Consider the following 24382-nt stretch of genomic DNA (forward strand, 5'->3'; position numbering starts at 1 on the left):
GCCGAGGCACGATGTACGAGCGTAACCTCCCGCCGCGCGCGCGCCGCGCCAGCCGCAGGATCGGCTGCCTTGGCGCTGTCCTCCTGGGTCTGGCCGCGCCCGCCCGGGCCGGTGACGGGCCGGTGGTCCTGAAGGCGCCGTCCGACGCGAGCCCCGGCATCGCCGCCATGCCGCAGATCGCCGCGCCGGCCGACGAAGCCGAGCGTCGGATCAACGCGGCGCTGAAGCGCCTCGACGCGCGGGCCCTCAAGGCCGAGCAGGCGTGCAAGGATCAGGGCGGGAAGAACAGCTCCTGGGAGCGCACCGTCCAGGCCCCGATGCGCGGCCCGCGCTTTCTGAGCTTCGTCATCTTCGACAGCGGGTTCTGCGGCGGCGCGCACCCGAACAGTGGCACGATGTCGATCGTCTACGATCTCACCACCGGCGCCCCGGTCGATTGGACGACCCTGCTGCCCCCCTCCCTGACCGGCAAGCTCGCCCTGGCGGAGGGCCCGGGCGGGACCAAGATGGTGACGCTCGCGTCGAAGAGGATGCACGCCCTCTACCTCGCGGGCTATCGCCCGAAGACGGGCGATCCGAAGGCGGACGACGCCGACAAGGACTGCCGCGAGGCCGTCGCCGAGACCTATGACGGGCAGCCGCCGGCCATGATGGCGTGGCTCGACGCCAAGGCCGGCGGCCTCGCGGTGCAGTTCGACCTCGCGCACGTCGTCCAGGCCTGTGCCGACCCGGTGGTGATTCCCGTGGCGACGCTGCGTCGGGAGGGCGCGCAGCCGCTCCTGGCCGTCGCGCTGGAATCCGCCCACGCGCAGGCCTCGAAGTGACGCGATCGGCCACAGCGTGTTCGGCCTCGACGCGGGCCCCCGACGGTGTAGCGTGAGTCCGCGACGGCGCGATGCCAGCGCGCCGTGTCCGAGGGGCGGCCCATGTCTGGATCCGGCGTTGTCGACGAGGCGGCCGTCGCGGCGAGCGGGCCTTTCGGCGCGTTCGCGGCCGGCCTGGCGGACCTGTCGCCCCTGCGGCGGGCGGTGGTCGCGGCCTGCCGGCGGCCCGAGCGGGACTGCGTGCTCCCGCTCCTCGAAGAAGCGCGCCTGCCGCCCGAAGCGGCTCGGCGCGTCGCCGAGGACGCGCGGCGCCTCGTCGAGACCCTGCGGCGCCAGGGCACCCGCGGCGGCGTCGAGGGGCTGATCCACGAGTACGCGCTGTCCAGCCAGGAGGGCGTGGCGCTGATGTGCCTCGCCGAGGCGCTGCTGCGCATCCCCGACGCGGCGACGCGGGACGCGCTGATCCGCGACAAGATCGTCGGCGGCGACTGGGCCGCCCATCTCGGGCACAGCCCGTCGCCCTTCGTCAACGCGGCGACCTGGGGCCTGCTCGTGACCGGCAAGCTGGCGGCGACCCGGGACGAAACCGGCCTGTCCGCCGCGCTCACCCGGCTGATCGCCCGCGGCGGCGAGCCCGTGATCCGCACCGGCGTCGATCTCGCCATGCGGATGATGGGCGAGCAGTTCGTGGCGGGGCGGACCATCGCCGAGGCCCTGCGGCACGCGGCGCGGCTCGAGGCGAAGGGCTTCACCTACTCGTACGACATGCTCGGCGAGGCCGCCGTGACCGCCGAGGACGCCGAGCGCTATCGGCGCGCCTACGCGGACGCGATCGCGGCGATCGGCGTGGCCTCTGCCGGGCGCGGCGTGCTCCGCGGCCCCGGAATCTCGATCAAGCTGTCGGCGCTCCATCCCCGCTACGCCCGCGCACAGCGCGACCGGGTCCTGGCCGAACTCTATCCCCGCGTGCGGCACCTCGCCCGCCTCGCCGAGGGCCACGGCATCGGTCTCAACATCGACGCCGAGGAGGCCGACCGCCTCGACCTGTCGCTCGACATCTCGGAGCGTCTCGCCGCCGACCCGGATCTCGGCGGCTGGGACGGGCTCGGCTTCGTGGTCCAGGCCTACGGCAAGCGCTGCCCGTTCGTCATCGACGTGCTGATCGACCTCGCGCGGCGGTGCCGCCGGCGGCTGATGGTGCGCCTCGTGAAGGGCGCCTACTGGGACAGCGAGATCAAGCGGGCGCAGGTCGACGGTCTGGCGGATTTCCCGGTCTTCACCCGGAAGGTCCACACCGACGTCTCGTATCTCGCCTGCGCGCGCCGGCTGCTCGCGGCGCCCGACGCGGTCTTTCCGCAATTCGCCACCCACAACGCGCAGACACTGGCGAGCATCGTCGCGATGGCGGGCCCGGATTTCCGGCTCGGTCAGTACGAGTTCCAGTGCCTGCACGGCATGGGCGAGCCGCTCTACGAGGCCGTGATGGCCGATCCCGTCCTGCAGCGGCCCTGCCGCATCTACGCGCCGGTGGGCACGCACGAGACCCTGCTCGCCTACCTGGTGCGGCGCCTCCTGGAGAACGGGGCCAACACGTCCTTCGTCAACCGGGTCGCCGACGCGGCCGTGCCGGTGGCGGACCTGATCGCCGACCCGGTCGCCGCCGTCGAGGCTGCGCCGGATCCCGGCGCGCCGCACCAGCGGATCGCGGCCCCCCGGGCGCTCTACGGCCCGCCCCGCGCCAACGCGGCCGGGCTCGACCTCGCCGACGAGGCGGAGCTCGCCCGGCTGTCGGACGGGCTGGCGGCGAGCGGCCGCACCGCGTGGCGGGCGGCACCCTCGGGCGCGGACGACGCGGCGGCCGACGAACCCGTCCACAATCCCGCCGACCGCCGCGACGTCGTCGGATTCTACCAGGCGGCGACGGTGGAGACCGTGGCGGTTGCCGTGGCGCGCGCGCAGGCGGGCGCGGCCGGCTGGGCGGCGACACCGGCGACGGCGCGCGGTGCCTCCCTGCGGCGGGCCGCCGACGCCCTCGAGGCGCAGATGCCGCCGCTGATCGGGCTCGTCGTGCGGGAGGCGGGCAAGACCTGCGCGAGCGCCGTCGCGGAGATCCGCGAGGCGGTCGACTTCCTTCGCTACGCCGCCGCGGAGGCCGAGCGGACCCTCGGGGAGACGCACGCGCCGCTCGGTCCGGTCGCCTGCATCGCGCCGTGGAATTTTCCGCTGGCGATCTTCGTCGGTCAGGTCGCGGCCGCCCTGGCGGCGGGCAACACGGTCCTGGCGAAACCCGCCGAGGAGACCCCGCTGATCGCGGCCGCTGCCGTCCGCGCGCTGCACGCGGCCGGGATTCCCGCCGAGGCGCTGCACCTCCTGCCGGGCGACGGCCGGGTCGGCGCCGCCCTGGTCGAGGATCCGCGCGTGCAGGGCGTGATGTTCACCGGATCGACGGCGGTGGCCAAGGGCATCCAGCGGGCTCTGGCGGAGCGGCTGAACCGTTTCGGCGAGCCGGTGCCGTTCGTGGCCGAGACCGGCGGCCAGAACGCGCTCGTGGTCGATTCCTCCGCGCTCGCCGAGCAGGTGGTGGCCGATGTCATCGCCTCGGCCTTCGATTCCGCCGGGCAGCGCTGCTCGGCGCTCCGCATCCTGTGCCTGCAGGAGGAGATCGCCGACCGGACGCTGCACATGCTGAAGGGCGCCCTGCGGGAGCTACGGGTGGGCGACCCGCGGGCCCTGCCCGTCGATGTCGGGCCGGTCATCACCGCCGAGGCCGCCGAAAGAATCGTCGGACACGTGGCGCGAATGCGTGCGCGGGGCTTCCCGGTGGAGCAGTTCCCCCTGATGCCCGAGGCCGGCGCCGGGACCTTCGTGCCGCCGACCCTGATCGAGATCGGGGCCGTCGCCGATGTCGAGCAGGAGGTGTTCGGGCCGGTGCTGCACGTGCTGCGCTACCGCCGCGACGGCCTCGACGCGCTCCTCGCGGCGATCGACGCGACCGGCTACGGGCTCACCTTCGGGCTGCACAGCCGCATCGACGAGACCATCGACCGGGTCCTCGATCGCGTGCGGGCCGGCAACCGCTACGTCAATCGCAACGTCATCGGCGCGGTGGTCGGCGTGCAGCCCTTCGGCGGCTCCGGGCTGTCGGGGACGGGCCCGAAGGCCGGCGGCCCGCTGGCCCTCGGCCGCCTGCTGCGACGCGCGCCCGCCGCCGCCCGCGACGGGCTGGCCGCCGACGATTCGGCACTGCGTCCCTACACGGCGTGGCTGCGCTCGCGGCACCGCCACGACCTCGCGGACAGGCTCGAAGCCGTCCGCTATCCCGGCCGCGCCGCGATCGCGCTGGCCGGTCCCGTCGGTGAGCACAACCTGTACGCGCTGCGTCCCCGCGGGCGCGTCGCGGCCGTCGCGGCCACCGAGACGGCGCTCCTGCTCCAGCTCGGCGCGATCCTCGGCACGGGCAACGCGGCCGTCGTCATCGGGCCGGACGGGCGCGATCCGGTCCTGGACGGTCTGCCGGAAGCGTGCGCGGCGCGGGTTGCCCGGGCGCCGGATCTCGGGCGCGCGGGCGCGATCGCCGGAATCCTGTTCGCGGGCGACGCCGACGACCTGCTGGCCCTGAACAGGGCCGTCGCGGCCCGCGAGGGCGCGATCCTGCCGATCCAGGCCCGCTGCCCGGAGGCGCTGGCGGCCGGCGATCTCTACGATCCGGCCGGCCTCGTGGAGGAGGTCACCACCACGATCAACACCGCGGCGGCCGGCGGCAATGCCAGCCTGATGAGCATCGGGTGAGCCCGGAACTGCCCGGTCAGGCCGACCGGCGCAGGTTCCAAAACAGCGGCAGCCCGGTCAGCATGCCCTCCAAGTCCCGCCGGTAGGCGGTCGGCTGGAAATACTGGCCGCAGGGCAGGTAGGCGCCGACCTCCAGCGCCCGCGCCTGGATCCGCGCCGCCAGGGCTCTCTGGGCGTCGAGGTCAGGCGCGTCGAACCACGCGCCGCGCAGCTCCTCCAGGGGCGCGTCGGTCAGCCAGCTCGGCACGCCGGCCCGGCCGTTCCCGCGGGCGGCCAGATGGTAGGCCGGCGAGAGGTGGTCGAGCCCGCCGGAGAAGATGCCGAACATCGACCAGCCACCCTGGTCCAGGGGCTTGGCGTTCAGGATCCGCTGGTTGACCGTCCCCCAGTCGGTGGCGATGACGTCGAGGTTCATCCCGATCTTGCGGCAGGCATCGGCCATCACCTCGCAGATCGCGTTGATCCGCGGCACGTCGGTCCCGGAGAGCAGCACGACGCGCTCGCCCTTGTAGCCCGCCGCCGCCAGCGCCCGCTTCGCGGCGGCGAGGTCGCGGGGGGCAGTCAGCGCCTCCATGCCGGCCGAGGACGCCATCGGCCCGCCGGCCGTGAAGATGCCGACGGGCCCGCGCCGGATCGCCGGGTCGCTGCCGGCGACGGCGTCCATCATCTCGGTCTGATCGACGGCCGCGAGCAGCGCCCGGCTGATCGCGGGATTGTCGAAGGGCGGCAGAGTGTGGTTGAGGCGGATCTGGCCGATCAGCCCGGCGGTCTCCACCAGATCCACCCGCACGGCGGGCTGGCGGTTCAGGTCCGGCACGAGATCGACGAGGGGCTGCTCCCACCAGTCGATCTCGCCCGAGCGCAGGGCGCCGGCCGCGGTCGCGCCGTCGGGGATCGTGCGCCACTCGACGCGGTCGAAATGCGCGATCCGCGGTCCCGCCGTGAAGCTCGGCGTGCCGTCGGGGCGCGGTCGGTAGGCCTCGAACCGGCGGTAGACGTTGAGCGAGCCCGGGACCCGCTCCTCGGGGACGAAGCGGAACGGGCCGCTGCCGACGATCTCCGGCACCGGCTGCGTCGCGGGCGTCGCGCTCAGGCGCTCCGGCATGATCACCGGGACGTAGGAGGTCGGCTTGGCCAGCGCGTCCGGCAGGAGCGGGAAGGGCCGCTTCAGGCGGAACTGCACCACCGTGTCGGAGGGCGCCGAGAGTTCGTCCACTGTCGCGAACAGGGCCCCGCCGTAGGCATCGCGCTGCGCCCAGCGCTTCAGGCTCGCCACCACGTCGCGGCCGAGGACGGGCGTCCCGTCGTGGAAGCGCAGGCCGTCCCGCAGGGTCAGGCGCCACGTGAGGCCGTCGGACGCGACCTCGTGGCCCGCCACCATCTGCGGCTGAGCGCGGTAGGCGGTGTCGAGGCTGTAGAGCGTGTCGAACACCATCAGCGCGTGGGTGCGCGTGACGTAATTGGTGGTGATGATCGGGTCGAGGAGCGCGAGGTCCGCGTAGGGGACGAACCGCAGGGTCGTCGCGGAGGCCGCTCGGACCAGGGCCGGCCGGGCAAGAGCCCCGGCCATCAGGGCTCCGGCGCCGGTCAGCAGGGTGCGTCGCTTCATGAATCGATCCCGGTCACGGCGGCGTCCGATCTGGCCGCAAGCCGCGTTCGCGTGCAAGTGGTGCGCCACTGCCGCGCTTCGATCAGGATCTCAGAACCCGCCCGGGCCGGTAGCCGGACGGGTCGCCCGTGATCGCGCTGCGCGGGCCCTCAAGCGGCGCGCGACCAGCGGATGTCGCCGAGGCTCTCGCGGAAGGCGAAGCGGGCGAGATGGTCGGCCACGACGTTCTCCAGCCGGGTCAGGTTGACCGGGTCGGAGCTGTCGATGCGCATGACCAGGGCGTCGGGCTCGGCATCGAAGGTGCAGACGCGGTCCTCGCCGAAGGGCACGGTGCCGTGAACGGGGGTCGCCTCGACCTTGAACTTGTGGCTCCAGTGCCGGCAGAGCTGCTGCAGGTAGCGGCTCGCCTCGGTGGTCTGCACGCGGGCCTGGGAGGTGGGCATTCCGTCGGTCTCCAGATGGATGTGAAAACAGCCTGTCGGTGACGGTTCGTCGTTCGATCTCGCACGTGCGAGATAGGGAGGCCTCAGAGCAATTGCCATGCCTGGCGCCGACGGATCCGTCTCCGCCGTCTGTATTCAGCGTGTGTCCGAAGCGTTAGCAGCGGCTTAACGCGACGGGCCGCCCCGGCGGTTCGCGGCGCGGCGTGGCTGTCCTGCACCCGTCTCCGCGCCGAATTATGGCGCGATGCACAAATTCGCTCAGGCCGGCGGCGGGCCGCGATCGGTCGGGACGAGCACCTTGCCGGGATTGAGCAGGTCGTCCGGATCGAGCGCGGCCTTCAGGCGCCGCATGAGGTCGAGCCCGACCGGGTCGCCGTAGCGCGCGAGTTCCTCGCGCTTGATGAGGCCGACGCCGTGCTCGGCCGCGATGGAGCCGCCCAGGGCGTGCACGAGGTCGTGAACGATCCGGTTGAATCGGCCCCAGGCGGACAGGAACGCCGCGTGCTCCATGCCGGGCGGCTGTGACAGGTTGAAATGGATGTTGCCGTCGCCGAAATGGCCGAAGCCGCAGGGCCTCAGGCCCGGCATCTCGGCGAGGCAGGCCGCCCCCGCCCGCTCCAGGAACTCGGGCAGGCGGGAGAGCGGCACCGACACGTCGTGCTTGATCGAGGCGCCCTCGCGGGTCTGCGCTTCGGGAACGCCCTCGCGCAGGCGCCAGAGCGCGGCGTTCTGGGCCCCGCTGGTCGCGATGGTGGCGTCGGCGATCAGCCCGTCCTCCAGGGCCTGCCCGAGGGCCGATTCCAGTTCGGCCCCCGTGTCGGCGTCCGCGCGCGCGGACGCGACCTCGATCAGCGCGTAGGCGCCGTGCGCGCCGTCCAGCGGCCGCACCGTCCCCGGGACGTGGCGCAGCACGATCTCCAGGGCGAAGGGCGGCAGGTACTCGAACGCCGTCAGGTCGCGGTCCATCCGCGTCCGCAGGAAGACGAACAGGTCCAGAGCCGCCTTCGCCGAGTCGAGGCCGACGAAGGCGACGCTCGTCGAGCGCGGCCGCGGGAACAGCTTCAGCACCGCCGCCGTGACGATGCCCAGCGTGCCCTCCGAACCGATGAAGAGCTGCTTCAGGTCGTAGCCGGCATTGTCCTTGCGCAAGGCCCTGAGCCCGTTCCAGACGCGCCCGTCGGCGAGCACGACCTCGAGCCCGAGGACGAGGTCGCGGGCGTTGCCGTAGGCGAGGACCGCGATCCCGCCGGCATTGGTGCTGACGCCGCCGCCGATCCGGGCGGAGCCGCGCGACGCGTAGGAGAGGGGGAACAGCATGCCGGCGGCCTCGGCCGCCTCCTGCACCTCCTGCAGGATCATCCCGGCCTCGACCGTGATGGTGGCGTCCACCGGGTCGACCGCGCGCAGGCGGTTCATGCGTTCCAGGGACAGGACGACGCCGCCTTGCGGCACGCCGGCGCCGGTGAGGCCAGTATTGCCGCCGAGCGGCACGACGGCGATCCCGGCCTGCGTGCAGGCGCGGACCGCGAAGGCGACCTCCTCGGTGCTCCCCGGCCGAAGCACGGCCAGGGCCGACCCCGTGAACAGGCGGCGGCTCTCCGTCAGGTAGGGCGCGAGGGCGTCGGGATCCGTCAGCACGTGCCGCGCGCCGAGCCCGTCTCGGAGCGCGGTCAGCAGGGTGTCGAGGGCGGGTGTCGGCGTCATCGCGCGGATTCTGTAGGCCGGAGCAGGCCGGACGCAAGCGCCGGTATGGCGCGCGCCGATGCGGACCTTACAACGATGATGTAGGGCCCGGGCGTCGTCGCGCCGGGCTACCCGGACGATCCACCGCAGAGGCAGAGATGCTCTCCGTCATCCAGAACCCGCCCCGCATCGCGCTCCCCATCGTCGGCAGCAGCGACTTCTATCCCGTCCGCCGCGTCTACTGCGTCGGGCGCAACTACGCCGCCCACGCCCGCGAGATGGGCGCGGACCCGGACCGCGAGCCGCCGTTCTTCTTCATGAAGCCCGCCGACGCCCTGCAGATCGTCGGGCCGGAGCCGACGGCCCACGCCTACCCGCCGAAGACCGCCAACTACCATTTCGAGGTGGAGATGGTCGCGGCCCTCGCGAGCGGCGGCAGCGACATCCCGGCCGAGACCGCCCTGGAGCACGTCTACGGCTACGCCATCGGCCTCGACATGACCCGGCGCGACGTCCAGGACGAGGCCAAGAAGATGTCGCGGCCCTGGGACACCGCCAAGGCGGCCGACGGGTCGGGGCCGATCGGCGCGCTCCACCCGGTCTCCGTCATCGGCCACCCGGCCAAGGGCGCCATCACCCTGTCGGTCGACGGCGAGGTCCGCCAGAAGGGCGACCTCGGCGACATGATCTGGTCCGTCGCCGAGCAGATCGCCTACCTGTCGGGCTACTTCGCCCTGCAGCCCGGCGACCTGATCTTCACCGGCACGCCCTCCGGCGTCGGCCCGGTCCAGCGCGGCCAGCGCATGGTCGCGGCGATCGACGGTCTCGGCGCCATCACCCTCGACGTCGTCTGAGCCGCGCGGCCGCATGCTCCTCGATCGGCCGCTGCTGCGGCGCCTGTTCCACCTCGGGGCGCTCGCGTCCCGGGGCATGACCCTCGGCGTGCGCGGCGTCGCCCTCGACGGGGCCGGGCGCGTCGCCCTGGTGCGCCACACCTACGTGAGTGGCTGGCACCTCCCCGGCGGCGGCGTCGAGCGCGGCGAGACCGCGCGCGACGCGATCGTGCGGGAGTTCCGCGAGGAGGCGGAGATCGTCGCCGAGGGAGAGCCGCGCCTGCACGGCCTCTATCGGAACGTGGTCGCCGCGCCCCGCGACCACGTCGCCCTGTTCGTCCTGCCGGCCTTCACGGTCCTGCGCCCGAAGGCGCCGGACCGGGAAGTCGCCGAGTGCGCCTTCTTCCCGATGGACGCGCTCCCCGAGGGGACCACGCGCGGGACCCGCGCCCGGCTCCGGGAGATCCGCGACGGCCTCCCGCCGGAGCCGAACTGGTAAATCGTGACGGTTCGCGAAAAGGGCGCTTGCGTCGCCCGGCGGAATGGTGTTTAGAGAGCCGCGCCGGGGGCCGCCGGCACGAAAGTCCGGGCGGCGCGGCACAGTGAGCGGGTGTAGCTCAGGGGTAGAGCACAACCTTGCCAAGGTTGGGGTCGAGGGTTCGAATCCCTTCGCCCGCTCCAGTTTTCCCAACCATACGATCGACTTACAAGGCCGCAGCTCTGCGGCCTTTGTCGTTTCTGGACCTCGGCGAACCGCCGGTCGCGGAAAGGCGAACGGCGTCCGGGTGGACCGAGGCGCGGGATCGCGCCCGGTCAGCCCGGCTCAGGCGTCGTGTTCCTTCGCGAAGGCCCGCAGCGAGACCCGGGCGACCTCCCGCAGCGCCTCCCGGTCGGCGCCCGAGGAGGCCAGCACGCCCATGCCGGAGGCGACGGTGGACAGGAATCGCGCCAGCGCGACCGGGTCGGAATCCGCCGGCAGGTCACCGTCCTGTTGGGCCTGGATGAAGCGCTCGCGGAGCTCCATCTCGCCCTGCGCCCGCCGGGACGCCAGCTCGAACGGGATGTTCTCCGAGCCCGCGCCGCAGGCGAGACCGCCCTGAACGAGGAGGCAGCCGGGCGGGTTCGCCGGATCCGTGTGGCTCTCGGCGATGCTGCTCAGGAAGCGCTCGGCCACGTCGCGCGCGGTCTCGCCCGCCAGGACGAAGCGCATGTGCTCGGAGCGCCGCTGCGCGTACCGGTCGAGGGCGGCCTTGAGCAGCCCCTCCTTGCTGCCGAAGGCCGCGTAGAGACTCGGCGGCTTGATGCCCATCGCCTTCGTGAGCATCGCGAGGCTCGCGCCGTCGTAGCCGTGACGCCAGAACACCTCCATCGCCTCGTCGAGGGCCTTGTCCGTGTCGAAGGACCGGGGGCGCCCCATCACCATTGCCTGCGGACTCCAACTTTTATATCGAGTGGTAGATAAGTCACTTGACGCCCCGCGTCCATGCCGACATGTGTAGCGACCTATACAGATGTTGGAGTCGCTCGTGGAACCTCAGCGTCATCCCTCGCGCAATCCTCTCCGTGCCCGGCGCCTCGCGGCCGGAAGCCTCGCGGTCGCCCTTCTCGCAGGCGTCTCCTACACCTTCATACCCGGCGCCCTGGTCCGGGGAACCGTGGCCGTCGCCGCGACGCCGCCGACCGAGGTGGCGATGCCGGCCTCGGTCGCGACCGTCGAGCCGCGCGACGTCATCCTCTGGGACGAGTTCTCAGGTCGTCTGGAGGCCGTCGACCGCATCGACGTCCGTGCCCGGGTGGGCGGCGCGATCCTGGCCACGCATTTCGCGGAAGGCGAGGTGGTCAAGGCCGGCGACCTGCTGGTGACCATCGATCCCGCGCCCTACGCGGCCGAGGTCCAGCGGCTGGAAGCCCAGGTCGCGGGCGCCGAGGCGCGGGTCGGCATGACGGCGAGCGACCTCGAGCGCGGGCAGAAGCTGTCGGACCAGCGCATCGTCACGGCACGCGACCTCGACGTCCGCGCCAACGCGTTCAAGGAGGCCAAGGCGAGCCTCGACGCGGCGAAGGCGGCCCTGGAAGCGGCGCGCCTGAACCTCGGCTACACGCAGGTCCGAGCGGCCGTCGGCGGCCGCGTCGGCCGCCGCGAGATCACGCCGGGCAACCTCGTGGCCACGGGCGCCGGGGCCGCCGTGCTGACCACGCTCGTCTCGGTCGATCCGGTCTACGCCAGCTTCGATGCCGACGAGGGCGTGGTCCTGAAGGCGCTGGCCTCGGTCGCCGAGCCGGGCGGCCGGCGCGGCAAGCTCGACCGCATCCCCGTGGAGATGGCGACCGCCGACGGCGCCCGCGCGGCTGGGCATCTCCAGTTCATCGACAACAAGGTCGACGCGCGCAGCGGCACGGTCCGGGTGCGCGCGACCTTCTCCAACGGCGACGGCCGCCTGATCCCGGGCCAGTTCGCCCGGATGCGCCTCGGCCAGGCCGCGCCGGAACGTCTCGTCCTCGTCGACGAGCGGGCCGTCGGCACCGATCAGGACAAGAAGTTCGTGCTCCTCGTGGGGTCGGACAACCGGGCCGAGTTCCGCGCCGTCACCCTCGGCCGGGCGGTCGACGGTCTGCGCGTCGTGACTTCCGGCCTGTCGGGCGGCGAGCGCATCGTGGTCAACGGCCTGCAGCGCGTCCGTCCCGGGACCCTCCTGCGCCCCGAACCGGTCGCGATGGGCGCGCGCCCGCAGGACGCCGCCTCCGGGCCGCGCAAGCTGGCGCAGCGCTGACGGCCGGCGCGCCGCGCCCGTCCGCCCGATCCAGAACCCCGACGCCTTCGAGACGGCGGCCGCACGCGGCCGCCCGGACGCCCCTGCCTCACGCCCTCGGAGGGCGGCATGAATCTCTCCAAGTTCTTCATCGACCGCCCGATCTTCGCGGGCGTGCTCTCGATGCTCATCTTCATCGGCGGTCTGCTGTCGCTCTTCGCGATGCCGATCTCCGAGTACCCGGACGTGGTGCCCCCCTCCGTCGTCGTCCGCGCGACCTTCCCGGGCGCCAACCCCAAGGTCATCGTCGAGACCGTGGCGACGCCGATCGAGGAGCAGATCAATGGCGTCGAGGGCATGCTCTACATGTCGAGCCAGGCCACGACGGACGGCATCATGACGCTGACCGTCACCTTCCGGCTGGGCACCGACCCCGACAAGGCGCAGCAGCTCGTCCAGAATCGGGTCTCGCAGGCCGAGCCGCGGCTGCCGGCGGTGGTGCGCCAGCTCGGCATCGTCACGGTGAAGAGCTCCCCCGACCTCACCATGGTCGTGCATCTCGTCTCGCCCAACGGGCGCTACGACATGACCTACCTGCGCAACTACGCGGTGCTGAACATCAAGGACCGCCTGGCGCGGCTCGACGGCGTCGGCCAGGTCCAGCTCTTCGGCTCCGGCGACTACGCGATGCGGATCTGGCTCGACCCGCAGAAGGTGGCCGAGCACGGCCTGTCCGCGGGCGACGTCGTGCGGGAGATCCAGGCCCAGAACGTCGAGGCCGCGGCCGGCGTGATCGGCGCGTCGCCGGCCGTTCCGGGCCTCGACCTGCAGCTCTCGCTCAACGCCGAGGGGCGCCTGAGCAGCGAGGAGCAGTTCGGCGACATCGTGGTCAAGACCGGCGCCGACGGCGCGATCACGCGCCTGCGCGACGTGGCGCGCATCGAGCTCGGCGCCTCCGACTACGCCCTGCGCTCGCTCCTCGACAACAAGTCGGCGGTGGCGATCCCGATCTCGCAGTCGCCGGGCTCGAACGCGATCCAGATCTCCGACGAGGTCCGCCGCACCATGGCGGAGATCAAGCGGACCATGCCGGAGGGCGTCGACTACCAGATCGTCTACGACCCGACGCAGTTCGTGCGCGCCTCCATCGAGGCCGTGATCCACACGCTGCTGGAGGCGATCGCCCTCGTCGTGCTCGTGGTGATCCTGTTCCTGCAGACGTGGCGGGCCTCGATCATCCCGCTGCTCGCCGTGCCGGTCTCCATCGTCGGCACTTTCGCGGTGATGCACGTCTTCGGATTCTCGATCAACGCGCTGAGCCTGTTCGGCCTCGTGCTGGCCATCGGCATCGTCGTCGACGACGCGATCGTGGTCGTCGAGAACGTCGAGCGCAACATCGAGAGCGGCCTGTCCCCGCGGGACGCCAGCTACCAGGCCATGCGCGAGGTCTCGGGCCCGATCATCGCCATCGCCCTCGTGCTGGTCGCGGTCTTCGTGCCCCTGGCCTTCATCAGCGGCCTGACGGGCCAGTTCTACAAGCAGTTCGCTCTCACCATCGCGATCTCGACGGTGATCTCGGCGATCAACTCGCTGACCCTCTCGCCGGCCCTCTCGGCGCTGCTGCTGAAGGATCACCACGCGCCGAAGGATCGCCTCACCCGCATCCTCGACCGGCTGCTCGGCTGGTTCTTCCGCCGCTTCAACCGCGCCTTCGGGCGAGCCTCGAACGGCTACGGCCGCGGCGTCGGCTTCGCGGTGTCGCGCAAGGCCGCGATGATGACCCTCTACGTCCTGCTCGTAGGGCTGACCGTCGGCCTGTTCCGCCAGATCCCGGGCGGCTTCGTGCCGGGCCAGGACAAGCAGTATCTAGTGGGCTTCGCGCAGCTGCCCGACGGCGCGACCCTCGACCGGACGGAGGAGGTCATCCGCCGCATGAGCGAGATCGCCCTCAAGGAGCCCGGCGTCGAGAGCGCCGTCGCCTTCCCGGGCCTCTCGATCAACGGCTTCACCAACAGCTCCAACTCGGGGATCGTGTTCTCGACGCTCAAGCCGTTCGACGAGCGGAGGGACCCGTCCCTCAACGGGGCGGCGATCGCGCAGTCACTGAACAAGAAGTACGCCGCGATCCCCGAGGCCTTCATCGCGATGTTCCCGCCGCCGCCGGTGAACGGACTGGGGACGATCGGCGGCTTCAAGCTGCAGATCGAGGATCGCGCCGGCCTCGGCTACGAGGCGCTGAACGACGCCACGAAGGCGTTCATGGCGAAGGCCGCCCAGGCGCCGGAACTCGTCGGGCTGTTCTCGAGCTTCCAGATGAACGTACCGCAGCTCTTCGCGGACATCGACCGGACGAAGGCCCGTCAGCTCAACATCCCGGTGACGGACGTCTTCGACACGCTGCAGATCTATCTCGGCTCGCTCTACGTCAACGACTTCAACAAGTTCGGCCGCACCTACTCGGTGCGCGTCCAGGCCGACGCCCCGTTCCGGGCGCGATCGGACGATGTCGGTCTGCTGAAGGTCCGGGCCGGTTCCGGCGAGATGGTCCCACTCTCCGCTCTGCTGCGCGTCCGCCAGACCGCCGGACCGGAGCGGGCCATGCGCTACAACGGCTTCCTGTCGGCCGACATCAACGCCGGCGCGGCGCCCGGCTACTCGTCGGGGCAGGCCCAGGCGGCGGCCACGCGGATCGCGGCGGAGACGCTGCCGCGGGGCTTCGCCTTCGAGTGGACGGACCTCACGTACCAGGAATTCATCGCGGGCAATTCCGGGATCTGGGTCTTTCCCCTCGCGCTGCTCCTGGTCTTCCTCGTGCTCGCCGCGCAGTACGAGAGCCTCGCCCTGCCGCTGGCGATCCTGCTGATCGTGCCGATGGGGCTGCTCGCCGCCATGTTCGGCGTGTGGCTGTCGGCCGGCGACAACAACGTCTTCACGCAGATCGGCCTGATCGTGCTCGTCGGGCTCTCGGCCAAGAACGCCATCCTGATCGTCGAATTCGCCCGTGAGCTCGAATTCGCCGGACGGACCCCGCTCCAGGCGGCGATCGAGGCGAGCCGCCTCCGGCTGCGGCCGATCCTGATGACGTCGATGGCGTTCATCATGGGCGTGCTGCCGCTGGTGACAGCCACCGGCGCCGGATCGGAGATGCGCCGCGCGATGGGCGTCGCGGTGTTCTCGGGCATGATCGGCGTGACCGCCTTCGGCCTGTTCCTGACCCCGGTCTTCTACGTGCTGCTGCGTCGCCTGAGCGGCAACAGGCCGCTGAAGCATCACGGCGCCGCCGCGCCGGTCCCGGCGCCAGCAGCTGTGCCGGGCTCCGCGCCGGCCGATCACGGGATCCCGTCAGCCGCGCCGCTGCCACAGGCCTGACAGGGCGCGCCACGCCGGCGCCAGCACGACGTTCGTCAGCGGGATCAGCGCCCCGCCGACGACCAGCCCGATGAGGCCCGACACGGTCGCGGTGACGAGCCACTCGACGAGGCCCGCGGCGAACGGCACGCGCGCCGCCGCGGCCTCCGCCATCGCGTGGGCGGCGTGCGCCGGTGCCGAGAACCCGTAGGTCTCCAGACCGTGCATGAGGATCCCGCCGCCGACCCAGATCATCGCCGCCGTCCCGATGACGGCCAGGATCTTGAGCAGGATCGGCATGCCCTTCACGACGCCGTGGCCGAGCCCGCGGATCAGGCTTCCGAGCGGTGGGCCCGCGGTGCTGCGGGCGAGGGCCAGACCGGCATCGTCGGCCTTCACGATCAGCGCGACCACGCCGTAGACGCCCGCGGTGATGCCGACCGCGACGATGGCCAGCACCGCCGCCCGCATCCAGAAGCTGCCCTCCGGCAGCGCCGCCAGCGTGATGGCCATGATCTCGGCCGACAGGATGAAGTCCGTCTTGATGGCGCTCGCCACGCGCCGGTCTTCCCGGGCCTGATCGCCGCCGGCTCCACCCTCTTGGTCCGCCTCGTCGCCGTGGCCGTGATGGGCGAACACGGCTTCGTAGACCTTCTCGGCGCCCTCGAAGCACAGGTACGCGCCGCCCAGCATGAGGAGCGGCGTGATCGCCCAGGGGGCGAAGGCGCTCAGCGCCAGGGCACCCGGCAGCAGGAAAAGGATCTTGTTGCGCAGCGATCCGAGGGCGATCCTGCCGACGATCGGCAATTCGCGCTCCGCGGCGAAGCCGACGACGTAGCGCGGCGTCACGGCCGCGTCGTCGATGACGACGCCGGCGGCCTTGGTGCCGGCGCGCGCCGCCTGGCCGGCCACGTCGTCGAGCGAGGCCGCCGCGGCCCTCACCATGAAGGCGACATCGTCCAACAGGGCGATCAATCCGACGCTCACCCGTCCCCCCTCGTCCCTGACCGGTCCGCCAGACAGACGATCCGCGGCAGGATTTGATCCCTGACCGGCGAAAAATCGGCGGATCCGGCCGTCGCCCGGGACTGGCTGCCCCCGCTCGCTCGCGCCTAGCGCAGCGCCAGGGCGTCGAGCCATCCGTGCGCGGCGGCGTAGCGGATGATCTCCGCGCGCGTGCGCAGGCCCAGCTTCTCGGCGGCCCGCGCCTTGTAGGTCTCGATGGACTTCACGCTGAGATCGAAGCGCCGCGCGATCTCCTTGTTGCTGAAGCCCTGCGCGATCAGCCGGAGCACGTCGGTCTCGCGCGGGCTCAGCGCTTCGGCCGACGGCTCGGACTCCGCGCCCTGCGTCGGGGCCCCGGGATGCGCCATGGCGTGGCTCGCCACCGAGGGGTCGAGGTAGATCCCGCCCGCCGCGACGGCGCGGACCGCGCGGAGCAGGTCCTCCGCGGCCGAGCGCTTGAGGAGGTAGCCCCGGGCGCCCGCCTTGAGCAGCGGCTGAACGTAGGCCGCGTCCTCGTGAACCGTCAGCACCAGCACCCGCGTCCGCGGGCACGACCCGGCGACGCGCTCGGTCAGCTCCAGGCCGTTGAGGCCCGGCATCGAAACGTCGACGACGGCGACGTCCGGGTCGGCGGCGTGGATCATCGGCAGCGCCTCGCTGCCGCTGGTGGCCTCGCCGACCAGCTCGATCTCCGGGTCGGCGTTCAGGAGCGTCCGGATCCCCGCGAGGACGATGGGATGGTCGTCGGCCAGGGCGACGCGGATGCGGTCCGTCATGCGCTTCTCCTCAGGTCTCGGGATGTTCCGGAATCGGGATGGTGACGAACAGCGTCGTACCGATGCCCGGGGAGGATTCCAGCGTGAGAGAACCGCTCAGGAGCGACAGCCGCTCGCGGATGCCCGACAGGCCGAGCCGCAGCTTGGCCGGCGCCTCGCCGCCGGCGCGCTCACGCTGCTCGTCGGCGTTGAAGCCGGTGCCGTCGTCCTCGATGACGACCCGCATCTCGCCCGCGCGCTTCTCCACCGAGACGCTGACGCTCGCGGCCCGGGCGTGCTTGAGAACGTTGGTCAGGGCCTCCTGCACGATCCGGTAGACGGCCGTCTCGATCGCGGCCGGCAGCCGGGTCGCCTCGCTCAGGAATTCCAGGTCGGCGCGGATCCCGTGCCGCTGGCTCCAGTCGCGCAGCAGGGTGGCCAGGGCCTCGCGCAGCCCGAGATCGTCGAGGGCGGTGGGCCGGAGGTCGACGGCGGCCCGGTGGATGTCGCGGCCGATCTCCCCGGCGAGCGATTGCAGCCACTCCACCTGCCGGCCGGCCTCCGCCGTGGCCCCGCGTGCCAGGAGCCGCTCCATGCTCTTGAGGCCCAGCGACAGACCGGTCACCGTCTGGCCGACCTGGTCGTGGAGTTCGCGGGCGATCCGGCGCTGCTCGTTCTCCTGGGCCTCGCCGAGGCGGCGCAGCAGCGCGAAGCGCTCGGCCTCCGCGCGCTTGCGCGGCTCGATGTCCGACACCACGCCGTAGATCAGCCCGGCCGGGGTATGCTCGTGGAGCTGCGGCACGCGGCCGGCGACCCGGACCCAGCGCGGATCCCGACCGTCCTGGGTCACGCGGAACTCGACGTCGAGCGGCGTGCCCTCGGCGAGGCTCCGACGCAGGGCCTCGCTCAGGCGCCCGCGATCCTCGGGATCGACCGCCTGCAGGACCGTGTCGGCGTCCACTGCGCTGTCGCGCCCTTCGGCGGCGGCCGTCCAACCGAGGAGATCGGCCGCGCGGGGCGAGCCGGTGACCCGGTGCGCGACGGTGTCCCAGCGCAGCGTGCCGAGTTCCGCCGCCTCGGCGGCGACGGCGCCCTGTTCCTCGCTGGAGCGGAGCGCGAGGGAGAACCGGGCCTGCTCGCCCGCCCGGCGCTGCGCCATGTCGCGGCCGACGAGACCGACCAGCGCCAGGGCGAGCCCGATGCTGACGAAGCTGCCGCCACCCAGGACGGCGTAGGACCGCGAGACCGGCGCGTTGAGCGTCGCGACCGGCATCCCGAAATGCACCGACCAGCCGCCGGTATGCTGCAGGGTCCGGTAGACCACCTCGACATCGGCGCCTTCCAGCGTCGGTCCGGTGTAGAAGCCGTTCGGGGCGTTCCGGATCGCCGCCTGGAGCGCCGGGTTCGCCGGGTGGCCGAGCTCCTCCACCTCGGCCCGGGTCCGGGCGATCGTGTTGCCCTCCGCGTCCACGATGGTGCCGACCCAGCCCTCGGGGGCGCCGGCGTCGCGCAGGATCGAGCTCACCGCGTTCGTCGCGAGCCGGATCGAGAGGACGTAGCGCAGCGTGCCGTCCCGGATGACCGGCACGCGCAGAGCGACGAGGCGTTTGCCCGAGATCGAGCCGGCCGGGCCGATGCCGCCGATCACCGGCTGCCGCGTGCGCACCACCGCGTCGAAGCTCGTCCGGTCCGAGGTCGGTCCGAGTTCCTCCTCGAGGGACCGGAGCAGGTTGACGATCTGGGCGCCGTCCGGTCGCGCGAGCTCCACCGTCTCCCAGAGCGGGTGCGCCTGCCGGAGGCGCACGGCCTCGGCGTAGAAGGCCGCGAGGTCGGGCCTGTCGAGGGTCGCGGAGGCGGCCTCGGCCTCGAGGACGGCGATCTGGGCGGCGATGTCCGAGGCGACGCGCTCGGCCACCCGGGTCGCGCTGGCGACGGCGGCGCTCCGGGCGAGGTCGCGCTGCTGCTGCGCCATCAGCGTCGCGACCCAGCCGCTGAGCAGCAGGACCGGGATCGCGGCCGCGAGGGCGAGGGCGACGAAGGTGCGGCGGCTGCCGCGGCTCAGCTGAAGCTCGGGCCTCCGGATCGCGGTGTCGCGGGCGCGAGCATTCATGCGGCCGTGCGCGGACACGCTGCGCGCCGGTCCGGACCCGGCGCCCATCGCTCGGACGGCCCGACGCCCCTGTCTCGCCGTCCCGCGCGCACCGTCGCCCGCCTCCCGTATCCCCGCATCGGCCCTTAAGCTCACAGCTCTCCTACGGGAAAGTCGGACCGCCGTCAGGCCGGGGAGGCGGGGTCGGACGCGGCACCGGCGTCGGAAAGGGCCGATCCGGGCAGCATCCGGGCGGGGTGCGGCATCCGCGTCGCGACCGCCCACGAGGAGCCGTCGTAGCCCTCGTACCAGGCCCGGCGCTCGCGCGACTCGCCGGGATAGGGGCAGGCGTCGCGGGGCCGACCGACGGCGCGCGCGCGGGCGCCCTGTTTGACGATGTCCATGAGCATGGGCGCTGATCTCTCCGGCCGCTCGGGAGCCTGTCCCGCCGGGTCAGAAGCGCCGAGTTCGAACGGCCAAGCAAGCTGTTTCGAGCCGGGATACCGCTCACACCGACGCCTGTCGGGAATATCCCGACAGGCCGTCCGTGCGATGATCGATTGACCATTGCACGAAAGCGGCACCGGGTCTTTCGAAGATCGCCCCGATCCGTCCGAATGATGCGCGGAGAGACACAAGATGCTCGTGTCGTCGGACGCGAGGATCACGAGTGCCCCGCCGACGTGGGCGTGGCGTGGGACGCCGACCGGGAGGCCGTGACGGCCCGGCCTCCCGGTCCGGATGCGCCGCCTAGTAGGCGCAGCCGTAGCCGACCGGCGCGTAGCCGTACCCGTAGGGCCGCCCGTAGGCCGCGCCGTAGAGACCGGGCCGTGCAGCGGCCGCGAGGCCAAGACCTGCGCCGGTCGCGAAGCCGACCCCGCGATAGCCGCCCCAGCCACCCGAGCGATACGCGTGGGGCCGGAAGCCGTAGCCGGCGGGGCGGAAGTCGACGCCGCGATATCCGCGGTAGCCCCGGTGCCGCCGGTAGTGCCGGTGGAGACGGTGATGGCGGTACCGGTGGAGGCCGTGGCGCCGCCCCCTCCAGACGCCGTGGCCCAGATGGTGGGGCCCATGATGGAAGCCGCGGCCGTGGGGTCGCGCCTCGCTCGACGGGGCGAACAGGACGAGGCTCGACAGCGCCGTGAGGGCGATCGCGAGACGTTTCATGGGCTGAGCTCCAGAGACTGTGAAGGACGTCCGCACGGATCGGACCCGATGCCGGATCCGACCGCGCGGCGCGGTCTGTCGGGACGGCGATGCCGGCCGCCATCGCGGGCCACCGCGCATTCCCCGGTACGCGCGGACGGCGGGAGACCGCCGGTCGCTGTCCCGCAGGCTCATCTGTGTTGCCTGGCGCCGATCCGCAGTCGGAGAGATCGGCAATCGTGTCAGGGTCGGCCCGACATGCCCGGGCGACCGGCCTGGATTAGCTTGGCCGTGGACATTCGCGCGCGCTGCACAGGGGGACGGCATGCGGAAGGCGTTGGGACGGCCGGTGCAGAGGGCGCGATCCTGGTACCGGCGCTACGGGCGCCTCGGCGCGCCGCAGACGCCGCGACCGGTCAAGCAGGGCCCGCAGGCCGCCCCCGGACGCTCGCTGGAGGACTGGGCGCGGTTCGGCGGCGGTCTGCTCGGGCCGGAATCCGCCGATGCCCCGCGTCCTGAGATCCGCGCCGATCGAGGGGCCGCCCTCGGCATCCCGATCAGTCCGCCGGGCTGAAGACGTCGTCGCCCACGAAGATCATCTCGCGGTCGATCTCGGGGGGATCCTTCTGCGAGCCGTAGGCGAAGAACAGGCGCCGGGTCCGGCCATCCGCCGCGGTCAGCGTGAGCGTGTGGCGATTGAGGGCGTAGCGCCCGCCCTCCGGCGCGCGCCGACGGGCGATCGCCGTGCCGACGCCGGTGCTCGCCCCCGAATTCGTCGCGCCGACCGAGCCGCCGCGACCGTAACTTCCGTCCGCGTGGAAGTCGTAGCGGCTCTCGACGGCGATCGCGACGTCGCCGCCCAGGGCTGAGTTGCCACCGCCCGACAGCCGCCGGTAGGCCCGCGCCACCCGCTCATTGGCGGCGGCCGGGAAGGCCCGGAAGAAGCTGCCGTCGCCGAGGGCGTAGTCGTTCGCGCGGCCGCGCGCGTCCGTCAGGACGAAGCCGGCGCCCTTGGCGCTCCACCGCCCGAATCGCTTGGGTCGTGCGGCCCGCTCGGCGGCGAGGTCCACGTCTTCGAGCGCGGTGCCGGCGATCTCGTAGTAGGTTCCGTCGCGCAGGAAGATCAGCGGCTCGAAATCGATCGTCATGAGACCGCCGACGCCGAACCCGGTGGTCGAACGGAAGTACACGCCCTCGACCTGATCCCAATTGGCGGCGTGGCGCGGGGGACCGGCCGCGTCCGGGGCGGTCGGAGCCGGGGAGGGAGCCGGCTGCGCGTCCGGCACGGGCGGGCTCTCCGCGACCGGCGGCGGCTTCGGGGCCGCGCGTCCGGCCCGGCCCTTCGGCACCAGCCCGTCCTCGGTCAGCGCCAGATTCCGCAGCGTGGCGACCGGGATGAACTCGTTGGACAGGCCCGCCAGGAAACGCGGCAGCACGCCGAGCCGCTTGGCCGCCTGCCAACTGGCATGGTGGAGAACGGCGCGCAGCTTGACCTGCTCGGCGAAGGCCGCCCGCGTGGCCGGCTGGGACAGGGGCGGCCGTTCCGCCATCGGCGCCACGAACCTAGTCCGGATCGCCCGCAGGGCCGCCGCGCTCGGCTCGACCGTCGCGTCGTTGGCGACCATCCATTGCAGGGCGATGAAGGCGGTGAGCACGTCGCCCGCATCGTCCGGCCGCAGCGGCGTCCCGTCGAGGAAGCCGCGGAAGACGCTGTCGTAATCGTGCCGGGCCAGCTCTCGCGCCGTCTCGGCCGCGGCGATCGGGTTCGTGGCGCGCTGGTCGCGCACCGCCCGCGCGACCGTGGCGGCCCGCAGGTCGGGCGTCGAGGCGTAAGGGAGGGCCGGTCCCTCCACCTCGGTCGCCTGCGCCCGTGCCGGGGTCGCCGTCACCGGGATCGCCAGGCTCGACAGCGGGACGGCTGCCACGCCGAGGCCGAGCAGCGCGGCCGCGCGCCGGAAGGTGAACCGCATCATCGCCGCAACCACGCTCGAAGGATCATCAGCAGGCCCTGCACGACGGTGAGCAGCAGTGTCAGGGCCATGAAGGGCAGGAACGGGATCAGCAGCCAGCCCGTCATCGTCAGCGTGTAGAGCAGGCCGCCGATATCGTGTCCGGCCACCGGGCAGGGGTGCGTCCCCGCCTCGTTGACGGTGCAGCCGGTCAGGCTCGTCAGCGCGAGGCCGAGCGAGAAGGGTACGACCGGCAGCCACGTGATCAGCAGCAGGATGAGGATCACGCGCAGGCGTCGCCGGGACGGGCTCGGCCGCGCCATCGTGGGGATGGCCATCGGTCACAAGCCCCGCGCGGAGCCGAGGCGGCCGCGTCTCGCCGCGCCGCTCATGGCTGGCGGCGATAGAGGCCGCGGAAGGTGACGTTGACGCCTCCGCAGGCGAGGTTGTCGTCGACGACCAGCCAGGGGCCGACCCGCCGCAGCCAGACCTTGCAATCGGACGCGTCACCGGCCTCGACCGGCAGCGCCCCGTTCTCGCCGACGGCGAAGCTCGCCGCGGCGCCCTGCGGGGCGACCGTGCCGGCGAATTCGCCGATATGGACGCCGCCGCGGCGCGCCCGCTCCGGATCCCCGGCGCCCCAGGTGGCGTCGCCCCCGAAGGTGAGCAGCCCCGGCTTGTCGGCCTGGGTGATGCGGATGCGCGCCTCCGCACGGGTCCAGGTGCCGAGCCAGTCCGCAGGCGCGACGGCACCGGGTGGCTCGACGGCGACGGCCTCGCCCGGGAGCCAGCCGGTCCGGCCCATATCGTCGCCCGCGCCGCGATAGTGGGCACAGACATAGGCGCCGCGACGCTCGCCGAGGATGACGGGATCGGCACTCACCAGGTAGGCGCGCTCGCGGCAGGCGGCGCTCGGGTCCGGGCAGCCGGCGCGGGCGAGCCCGTCCTTGACGAAGGCCGTGCGCCCCGGCGCGCTGATGCGCCCGAAGGTTGGGGGCGCGCCGGACGCGAGCGAGGGGGACCGCCGGCACTCGTTCTCCTCCGCGCGCGCCGGGCCAGCGAGCAGGGCGAGGGCGGAGACCAGGAGCAGCGGGGCGAGGAGCGGCGGGCGCATCGGGAAGGCTCTCGTTGTGGGTGCAGAGGTCGGTCAGCGCATCGCTACCGAGGCGGCGACACGGTCGGCCCTGTCCAGGGCGTCGGGGCGACCGGCATCGGCGAAGCCCAGCACCCGCAGGTAGCGCTGGCCGTCGAAGACCATCGTCTGCGTCACGCCGAGGGCACGGCCGCTCTTGGTGTCGGTCCCGGTGCCGCGCAGCCGCACGACGACCGCCTCGCCGCGACTGGACCGCGCCTCGTCCGTGACGTTCACGTCGGCGAAGTCCTTCTGCGCCGCGAACAGCCGGCGGGCGACCGCGACCTCCGCGCCCGCCGGGACCGGCGCCTGACCGAGCGAGGGCGCGACGACGATCACCGGCTGCTCGCGCTCGGGATCGACGTCCTTGGGTCCCTCGGTGAGGAGGAGGCTGTTGCCCGCGAAGACCGCGGTCGGCCGGTAGCCCGCCATGTCGCCGACCGTGTAGGGCAGCGCCGCGACCTGATCGGTCAGGCTCGCCTTCGCGCGGAACGCGACCGTGCGGAGGGCGGCCTCGACGGAAGCGGCGGGCACCTGCCGGGCCGCCTTCTCGGGCACCTGCACGGTGACGAGCCCGGTCCCGGGGGCGCCGCGCACGACGGCGACCCATTTCGCGTAGGTCAGGCCGTTGGCCGGCTGGGTGCCGCGCAGGACGAAGCCCTCACCGCCCGCGACCGGCAGGGGCTCGGCCCCGCCCTTCACCCGGAAGCCCGTGGCGGCCAGCGCCTCGGGGGTGAACCGGCCATTGATCTGGTCCCAGGCCTCCGGCGGCATCTCCACCAGGATGATCGACGCGCCGGCCGGATGCTCGAAACCGGCGAAGCGCCGGCTCACGCTCATCCCGGGCGGCGGCGTCAGGCCGAGGGCGCCGGCGCCCGGAAAGACCGGGTCGGCCCGGGCCTCGCGGGCCGCGATCGCCAGGGGCGCGAAGACCAGTCCGGCCAGGATGACGCGCCGCGCCGGGCGTTGCGGGACAAGATGGGAGAGGGCGCCGCGCAGGCGCTCGCGAACCGACATGGTCAACCTT

The 24382-nt window shown here is 72.8% G+C and carries 20 protein-coding genes and 1 tRNA gene; 8 read left to right on the forward strand and 13 right to left on the reverse strand.

Going from position 1 to position 24382, the window contains the following annotated elements; translation table 11 throughout:
• Window positions 1-11: 11 nt before the first annotated feature.
• Both BM419_RS15220 and putA read left to right on the forward strand, forming a co-directional pair.
• The gene (locus tag BM419_RS15220; RefSeq protein ID WP_091926894.1) at window positions 12-824 is read left to right on the forward strand and encodes a polysaccharide deacetylase family protein; all 813 of its coding nucleotides are present in this window, start codon (window positions 12-14) and stop codon (window positions 822-824) included.
• 102 nt (window positions 825-926) lie between these two features.
• Window positions 927-4613: a trifunctional transcriptional regulator/proline dehydrogenase/L-glutamate gamma-semialdehyde dehydrogenase gene (putA, locus tag BM419_RS15225; RefSeq protein ID WP_091926895.1), complete on the forward strand. Its 3687-nt coding sequence runs from the start codon at window positions 927-929 to the stop codon at window positions 4611-4613.
• Window positions 4614-4629: 16 nt separating this feature from the next.
• Here putA and BM419_RS15230 read toward each other — a convergent pair whose 3' ends face one another.
• The 3 genes from BM419_RS15230 to BM419_RS15240 form a co-directional block, all read right to left on the reverse strand.
• Window positions 4630-6222, reverse strand: coding sequence for an ABC transporter substrate-binding protein (locus tag BM419_RS15230; protein WP_091926896.1), 1593 nt, complete (start codon window positions 6220-6222; stop codon window positions 4630-4632).
• 149 nt (window positions 6223-6371) lie between these two features.
• Window positions 6372-6665 (reverse strand): DUF2218 domain-containing protein, encoded by a 294-nt coding sequence (locus BM419_RS15235; RefSeq protein ID WP_012320003.1) that lies wholly within the window; start codon window positions 6663-6665, stop codon window positions 6372-6374.
• Between the two features lie 258 nt (window positions 6666-6923).
• Window positions 6924-8369 (reverse strand): FAD-binding oxidoreductase, encoded by a 1446-nt coding sequence (locus BM419_RS15240; RefSeq protein ID WP_091926897.1) that lies wholly within the window; start codon window positions 8367-8369, stop codon window positions 6924-6926.
• A gap of 137 nt (window positions 8370-8506) precedes the next feature.
• On the opposite strand from BM419_RS15240, the gene BM419_RS15245 reads away from it, so the two are divergent.
• The 3 genes from BM419_RS15245 to BM419_RS15255 all read left to right on the forward strand — a co-directional run bounded on the left by BM419_RS15245 (window position 8507) and on the right by BM419_RS15255 (window position 9862).
• Window positions 8507-9202: a fumarylacetoacetate hydrolase family protein gene (locus BM419_RS15245; RefSeq protein ID WP_091926898.1), complete on the forward strand. Its 696-nt coding sequence runs from the start codon at window positions 8507-8509 to the stop codon at window positions 9200-9202.
• A 13-nt stretch (window positions 9203-9215) separates the two neighbouring features.
• Window positions 9216-9680, forward strand: coding sequence for an NUDIX domain-containing protein (locus BM419_RS15250; protein WP_042670671.1), 465 nt, complete (start codon window positions 9216-9218; stop codon window positions 9678-9680).
• Between the two features lie 107 nt (window positions 9681-9787).
• A tRNA-Gly gene (locus tag BM419_RS15255) sits at window positions 9788-9862 on the forward strand.
• 142 nt (window positions 9863-10004) lie between these two features.
• Here BM419_RS15255 and BM419_RS15260 read toward each other — a convergent pair.
• The gene (locus tag BM419_RS15260) at window positions 10005-10604 is read right to left on the reverse strand and encodes a TetR/AcrR family transcriptional regulator (protein ID WP_091926899.1); all 600 of its coding nucleotides are present in this window, start codon (window positions 10602-10604) and stop codon (window positions 10005-10007) included.
• A gap of 103 nt (window positions 10605-10707) precedes the next feature.
• On the opposite strand from BM419_RS15260, the gene BM419_RS15265 reads away from it, so the two are divergent.
• Together BM419_RS15265 and BM419_RS15270 are read left to right on the forward strand one after the other, a co-directional pair.
• Entirely contained in the window at window positions 10708-11952 is a 1245-nt protein-coding gene (locus BM419_RS15265; RefSeq protein WP_091926926.1) for an efflux RND transporter periplasmic adaptor subunit, read from the forward strand.
• Between the two features lie 108 nt (window positions 11953-12060).
• The gene (locus BM419_RS15270; protein WP_091926900.1) at window positions 12061-15300 is read left to right on the forward strand and encodes an efflux RND transporter permease subunit; all 3240 of its coding nucleotides are present in this window, start codon (window positions 12061-12063) and stop codon (window positions 15298-15300) included.
• Here BM419_RS15270 and BM419_RS15275 read toward each other — a convergent pair.
• The 5 genes from BM419_RS15275 to BM419_RS15295 form a co-directional block, all read right to left on the reverse strand.
• A complete protein-coding gene (locus BM419_RS15275; RefSeq protein ID WP_091926901.1) occupies window positions 15274-16266 on the reverse strand; it encodes a DUF808 domain-containing protein in 993 nt (330 codons plus the stop codon). The genes BM419_RS15270 and BM419_RS15275 overlap by 27 nt on opposite strands.
• A gap of 125 nt (window positions 16267-16391) precedes the next feature.
• A complete protein-coding gene (locus BM419_RS15280; protein ID WP_091926902.1) occupies window positions 16392-17060 on the reverse strand; it encodes a response regulator transcription factor in 669 nt (222 codons plus the stop codon).
• A 10-nt stretch (window positions 17061-17070) separates the two neighbouring features.
• Entirely contained in the window at window positions 17071-19149 is a 2079-nt protein-coding gene (locus BM419_RS15285) for an ATP-binding protein (protein ID WP_091926927.1), read from the reverse strand.
• Window positions 19150-19313: 164 nt separating this feature from the next.
• Entirely contained in the window at window positions 19314-19538 is a 225-nt protein-coding gene (locus tag BM419_RS15290) for a ribosome modulation factor (RefSeq protein WP_020094563.1), read from the reverse strand.
• 340 nt (window positions 19539-19878) lie between these two features.
• Entirely contained in the window at window positions 19879-20295 is a 417-nt protein-coding gene (locus BM419_RS15295; protein WP_091926903.1) for a hypothetical protein, read from the reverse strand.
• Window positions 20296-20599: 304 nt separating this feature from the next.
• Here BM419_RS15295 and BM419_RS15300 point away from each other — a divergent pair, with 304 nt between their 5' ends.
• Complete coding sequence (locus BM419_RS15300) at window positions 20600-20848, forward strand: hypothetical protein (protein ID WP_139215705.1); 249 nt, start codon at window positions 20600-20602, stop codon at window positions 20846-20848.
• On the opposite strand, the gene BM419_RS15305 is transcribed toward BM419_RS15300, so the two are convergent.
• Genes BM419_RS15305 through BM419_RS15320 form a run of 4 tightly spaced genes read right to left on the reverse strand, consistent with a single transcriptional unit; the run spans window position 20832 to window position 24372 of the window.
• Window positions 20832-22247, reverse strand: a complete 1416-nt coding sequence (locus BM419_RS15305) for a hypothetical protein (protein ID WP_091926905.1) — start codon at window positions 22245-22247, stop codon at window positions 20832-20834. The two genes, BM419_RS15300 and BM419_RS15305, sit on opposite strands and share 17 nt — an antisense overlap.
• Window positions 22244-22561, reverse strand: coding sequence for a hypothetical protein (locus BM419_RS15310; protein WP_091680690.1), 318 nt, complete (start codon window positions 22559-22561; stop codon window positions 22244-22246). The genes BM419_RS15305 and BM419_RS15310 overlap by 4 nt, the downstream gene beginning before the upstream one ends.
• Before the next feature lie 50 nt (window positions 22562-22611).
• Complete coding sequence (locus BM419_RS15315) at window positions 22612-23337, reverse strand: hypothetical protein (protein WP_091926906.1); 726 nt, start codon at window positions 23335-23337, stop codon at window positions 22612-22614.
• A gap of 33 nt (window positions 23338-23370) precedes the next feature.
• Window positions 23371-24372: a hypothetical protein gene (locus tag BM419_RS15320; RefSeq protein WP_091926907.1), complete on the reverse strand. Its 1002-nt coding sequence runs from the start codon at window positions 24370-24372 to the stop codon at window positions 23371-23373.
• Window positions 24373-24382: the final 10 nt, after the last annotated feature.

The sequence above is a fragment of the Methylobacterium sp. yr668 genome, from assembly GCF_900116245.1.
GTDB lineage: Bacteria > Pseudomonadota > Alphaproteobacteria > Rhizobiales > Beijerinckiaceae > Methylobacterium.